At 65.1% G+C, this 5401-nt stretch carries 5 protein-coding genes; 4 read left to right on the forward strand and 1 reads right to left on the reverse strand.

The window, feature by feature from the left end; translation table 11 throughout:
- A partial coding sequence (locus tag EB084_18685) for a M48 family peptidase (protein NDD30289.1) occupies positions 1–517 on the reverse strand: 517 nt, incomplete at its 3' end.
- Positions 518–693: 176 nt separating this feature from the next.
- Between EB084_18685 and EB084_18690 the strand changes: the two genes are divergently transcribed.
- The 4 genes from EB084_18690 to EB084_18705 all read left to right on the forward strand — a co-directional run.
- Positions 694–2511 (forward strand): elongation factor 4, encoded by a 1818-nt coding sequence (locus EB084_18690; protein NDD30290.1) that lies wholly within the window; start codon positions 694–696, stop codon positions 2509–2511.
- A 46-nt stretch (positions 2512–2557) separates the two neighbouring features.
- Complete coding sequence (glmU, locus tag EB084_18695) at positions 2558–3925, forward strand: UDP-N-acetylglucosamine diphosphorylase/glucosamine-1-phosphate N-acetyltransferase (protein ID NDD30291.1); 1368 nt, start codon at positions 2558–2560, stop codon at positions 3923–3925.
- A gap of 149 nt (positions 3926–4074) precedes the next feature.
- Positions 4075–5031, forward strand: coding sequence for a ribose-phosphate pyrophosphokinase (locus tag EB084_18700; protein ID NDD30292.1), 957 nt, complete (start codon positions 4075–4077; stop codon positions 5029–5031).
- Positions 5032–5071: 40 nt separating this feature from the next.
- Positions 5072–5401 (forward strand): peptidyl-tRNA hydrolase (locus EB084_18705; GenBank protein ID NDD30293.1); only part of this gene is annotated, 330 nt, incomplete at its 3' end.

Genomic DNA, 5401 nt, shown 5'->3' on the forward strand with positions numbered 1-5401 from the left:
TGGCGCGCTCGGCCAGCGGATAGCGATGCACGAGCTTCCAGAAGCGACGCCCATGATTGGCTTCGATGAGGTGCGCCAGCTCGTGCACGATGATGTAGTCGAGCACGAACGGGGGGGCCGAGGCCATCCGGTGCGAGATGCGGATGCGACGGCTGCCTGGGCTGCACGACCCGTACTTCGAGGTCTGGTTCGTGACGTAGACAATCGACGCGTACTCGAGACGCCCCTCGAAGTACTTCCGGTTCAGGCGAGCGGCGCGTCGCTTCAGGTCGGCCTGGGCGGCGTCGGCGTCTCGCTCGGCTCGTCCGCGGAAGCGCGCGGCCATGCGGTCGACCCAGGCACGCCCCTCTTCCTCCGACATGCGTGCGGGCAGGTAGACGATGAGCACGCCGTCTTCGACGCGAGCGGCAACGGTCTTGCGACGCTTCTTGCTGCGGATGATCCGGGTCGTGCGGAAAGCCTGGGCGCCGGCCTCTTCAGCCTGGGCGCTCTCAGCGGGCTCGAGAGAGTAGAGCATGGCGTTACCTCAGGCCACGCGTTCGACGCCGCCCGGCGCCGATCCCGCCGCCATCGCGACCTTGACACCCCGCCGGGCAACCCATAGAATACTCTGGTCGCGCCCTACCCTTCCGCGCATCCCGTACCACGACGCCCCTCACGTCGTTTCACGTAGAACAGGCAGGTACCCACCCCTTGAAGCCGACTGGCGACTCCCGGCAGAGCCGCGTCCGAAACTTCTGCATCATCGCACACATCGATCATGGGAAATCCACGCTGGCAGATCGCCTCCTCGAGGTCACCGGGACCATGGCGCCCGAGAAGATCCAGGAACAGGTGCTCGACAGCATGGACCTCGAGCGCGAGCGCGGCATCACCATCAAGTCACACCCCGTCACCCTCGAGTACCTCGCGGCCGACGGCGTGCGCTACATCTTGAACCTCATCGACACCCCTGGGCACGTCGACTTCACCTATGAGGTCTCGCGCAGCCTCGCCGCCGCCGAAGGCGCCCTACTGCTGGCCGACGCCTCGCAGGGCGTCGAGGCGCAGACCGTGGCCAACTTCTACCTGGCCATCAACAACAACCTCGAGGTCATCCCGGTCATCAACAAGATCGACCTGCCCGCCGCTGAACCGGAACGCGTGCGCAACGAGATCGAGGAGATCCTCTCGCTGCCCGCCGACGACGCCGTGCTCACCAGCGCCCGGAACGGCATCGGCATCACCGACACGCTGGAGGCCATCGTCAAGCGCGTCCCCGCGCCCCGTGGCGACGCCTCAGCCCCGCTTCGCGCGCTCATCTTCGACTCGCAGTACGACACCTATCGCGGCGTGGTCTGCTTCGTGCGCGTGGTCGATGGCGAGATGAAGAAGGGCGACAAGATCCGCTTCATGTCGACAGACAAGGACTTCGAGATCGACGAGGTGGGCATCTTCAAACCCGCCATGCGCGCCATCGAGAAGCTCTCCGCGGGTGACGTGGGCTACCTCATCTCGAACATCAAGAACATCGGCGACACCCGTGTCGGAGACACCATCACCAATGCTGTCGGAGGCGTGAGCGAGCCGCTGCCCGGCTACCGAAACGTGCTCCCCATGGTGTACAGCGGGCTCTATCCGGTCGACAACATGGAGTACAACGATCTGCGCGACGCGCTCGAGAAGCTCAAGCTCAACGACGCAGCGCTCTGCTGGGAGCCGGAGACCTCGCTGGCCCTGGGCTTCGGATTCCGTTGCGGATTCCTGGGCCTGCTGCACATGGAGATCGTGCAAGAGCGGCTCGAGCGCGAATACAACCTCAACCTCATCGCCACCGCCCCGTCTGTGGTGTACTGGGTCGAGAAGGTCACCGGCGAGCGCCTGCATATCGAGAACCCCTCCCAGCTGCCCAATCAGATGGAGCTGCGCCTCATCGAGGAACCGGTGTCGAAGGTCACCATCATGTGCCCGGAAGACTACGTGGGCAACGTCATGGACCTCTGCCAGAGCCGCCGTGGCGAGTTCCTCAACATGGAGTTCCCCATCGAGAGGCGCTGCCTGCTCACATACGAGATGCCCATCGCCGAGATCATCACCGACTTCTTCGACCAGCTCAAGTCACGCACGCGCGGCTACGCATCCCTCGACTACGAGCTGCAGGGCTTCAAGGCGGCCGACCTGGTGAAGATGGACATCCTCGTGAACGGCTCGAAGGTCGACGCCCTCTCGTGCATCGTGCACAAGGACAAAGCCCAGGACCAGGGGCGTCGCATCGTCGAGCGCCTCAAGGAGGTCATCCCGCGTCAGATGTTCGAGGTGCCGATCCAGGCCACGCTGGGCGGGCGCGTCATCTCACGCGAGACGGTCAAGGCCATGCGCAAGAACGTGCTCGCCAAGTGCTACGGCGGTGACATCACCCGAAAGCGCAAGCTCCTCGAGAAGCAGAAAGAGGGCAAGAAGCGCATGAAGCAGATCGGCAACGTGGAGATCCCGCAGGAGGCCTTCCTCGCGGTTCTCAAATCCGAGGAATAGCGGCGACGCCTCCCCAACCCGCTCACACATCGAAGGGAACTCCACCATGAACGACGTCTGCGCCATCATCATGGCCGCGGGCAAGGGCACCCGCATGAAATCGACGCTGCCCAAGGTGCTCCACACCGTGCTGGGCAAGCCCATGATCGGGTTCGTGCTCGACAACGTCTCACATCTGGGCGTCGGCCAGGTCATTCTGGTGGTCGGCCACGGCAGCGAGGCGGTGGTGCGGGCCGTGGGCGACCGCGCCCAGGCCGTGGTGCAAGAGCCTCAGATGGGAACCGGACACGCCCTCCAGGTCGCGGCCCCGCACATCCGGCCCGAGATGAAGCGCATCATGGTGCTGAGCGGCGATCAGCCGCTCATCTCAGCCGAGAACCTCACCGACCTGCTGACAGCCCTCAGCGAGCCGCAGGCGTGCATGAGCCTGCTCACGGTCTCGCTGCCCTGGGCCAACGACCTCGGTCGCATCGTTCGTGACGCCGCCACGGGCAGCGTCTCGCGCATCGTCGAGGCGCGCGAGGCGAGCCCAGAGCAGCGCGCCATCGCCGAGGTAAACCTGGGCACCTATGCCTTCACCCGAGAGGCACTCGACACGTATCTGCCGCGCATCGGCATGCCGAACGCCCAGAAGGAGATCTACATCACCGACATGGTCCTGCTGGCCGCGGCCGACGGGCGGCGGGTCGCGCCCATCGACGCGGTCGATCCGCACACCTCCATCGGTGTGAACAGCCGCAAGGAGCTGGCCCAGATCACACAGGTCCTCCGCGAGCGCATCAACGAGCACCACATGGCCGAAGGGGTCACCATCGTCGACCCGGCCAGCACCTTCATCCACCCGGGCTGCCACATCGGACGCGACACCACGCTGCTCCCCTTCACCCTCATCGAGGGCGCAACCACCATCGGAGAGGGCTGCGTCATCGGGCCCTCGACGCGCATCGTCGACAGCCGCCTCGGCAGCGGCGTCACCGTGCAGAGCTCCATCGTCGTCGAGGCCGCCATCGGAGATGACACCTCGGTGGGTCCCTTCGCCTACCTCCGTCCGGGCACCGACATCGGCCGCGGCTGCAAGATCGGCGATTTCGTCGAGATCAAGAAGGCCCGCATCGACGACCACAGCAAGGTCCCGCATCTGGCGTACGTGGGCGATGCCCATCTCGGAAGCCACGTGAACATCGGCGCGGGCACGATCACGTGCAACTACGACGGCAAGAACAAGCATCACACCGAGATCGAAGACCACGTGCACATCGGCGCGAACACCAACCTGGTGGCGCCGGTGCGGGTGGGTCGGGGCTCGAAGACCGGCGCCGGCTCGGTGGTCACCCGCGATGTTCCCGAGAATGCCGTGGCCGTGGGAGTTCCCGCACGCGTGCTGCGCCGCGCCGAAGCCGCCGCCGAGGTCTGATCGCACCCGCTCGGCGCGAGCGCAAGGCGTACTTCTGAAGGCCTCGCCGTGACTGGAGGAGATGGATTCAGGGGAGAGAAACCATGGGCTCCCGTGCAATCCATCCCGAGAGGCCTCAACCTATGCTCCTCGTTGACGAACAGGAAGACATGCAGTCTCTGAAGGGCGAGAAGATCAAGATCTTCACGGGGAACAGCAACCCCCAGCTGGCCCGTGACATCGCCGCCTACCTCGAGCTTCCGCTGGGCAAGGCCACCGTCGGCCGCTTCACGAACAACGAGATCATGGTGAAGATCGACGAGAACGTGCGCGGATGCGACGTCTTCGTCATTCAGCCGACGTGTCACCCCGTCAACGACAGCCTCATGGAGCTGCTCATCATGGTCGACGCCCTCTCACGCTCGTCGGCCAACACCATCTCCGCCGTGATCCCCTACTACGGCTATGCCAAGCAGGAGAAGAAGACCTCCGGCCGTGAGCCCATCACCGCGAAGCTGGTGGCCAACCTTCTCACCGTGGCCAGCGTCGATCGCATCATCACCATCGATCTGCACGCCCCCGCCATCCAGGGCTTCTTTGACATCCCGGTCGACAACCTGTTCGCCTCTCCCGTCATGCTGGCCCATGTCGAGAAGCGGGGCTGGACCGGTTCGGGAACCGTGGTGGTGTCACCCGACGCGGGCGGCGTGGCGCGCGCCCGTGCCTTCGCCGAGAAGATCCACGCCTCGCTGGCCATCATCTTCAAGCGCCGCCCTCGTCCCGACGTGAGCGAGGTCACCGAGCTCGTGGGTGACGTAGCGGGCAAGACTGCGCTCATCTTCGACGACATGATCTCCACCGGGGGAACGCTGGTGGGGGCGGCCAACGCGCTCCTCGACCGCGGCGCCGTTCGCGTCGTGGCGCTTGCCACGCACGGCATCCTCGCGGGCGATGCCGTGAACATCATCGAAGACTCGCGCATGGATGAGGTCGTCATCACCGACACCATTCCCGTGCCGAACCAGGCCGCCCACGGCAAGTTCTCCGTGCTGTCTGTGGCGCCGCTGCTGGGCGAGGCCATCCGCCGCAACTACTTCCACATGTCGGTGAGCAAGTTGTTCTCGTGAGACGTCACCGCTCCGCTCTTCACGAGGTGAATGCCAGACCGTGAGCGGGGTCTTCCTGATCGTGGGGCTGGGAAACCCCGGCGCGCAGTACGAGGGAACGCGGCACAACGTGGGCTTCGACGCGGTCGATCGCTTTGCGGCGACATGCAGCACCTCCATCGACCGCGGCAAGAACAAGGCGCTTCTGGGAGAGGTGCGGGAGCGCGACCGCCGCATCATCCTCTGCAAGCCCCAGACCTTCATGAACCTGTCGGGAGAGGCCGTGGCACCGCTCGTGCGCTTCCATCAGGTACCCCTCGAGAATACGCTCATCGTGTACGATGAGCTCGCCCTTCCGCTGGGTCGGCTCCGTCTGCTGGGCAAAGGCAGC

The organism is Pseudomonadota bacterium, from assembly GCA_010028905.1.
Lineage (GTDB): Bacteria > Vulcanimicrobiota > Xenobia > RGZZ01 > RGZZ01 > RGZZ01.

Coding starts and splice junctions, on each gene's coding strand:
- glmU (NDD30291.1), top strand. CDS start 2,558: ATGAACGACGTCTGCGCCATCATCATGGCCGCGGGCAAGGGCACCCGC.
- EB084_18700 (NDD30292.1), top strand. CDS start 4,075: ATGCAGTCTCTGAAGGGCGAGAAGATCAAGATCTTCACGGGGAACAGC.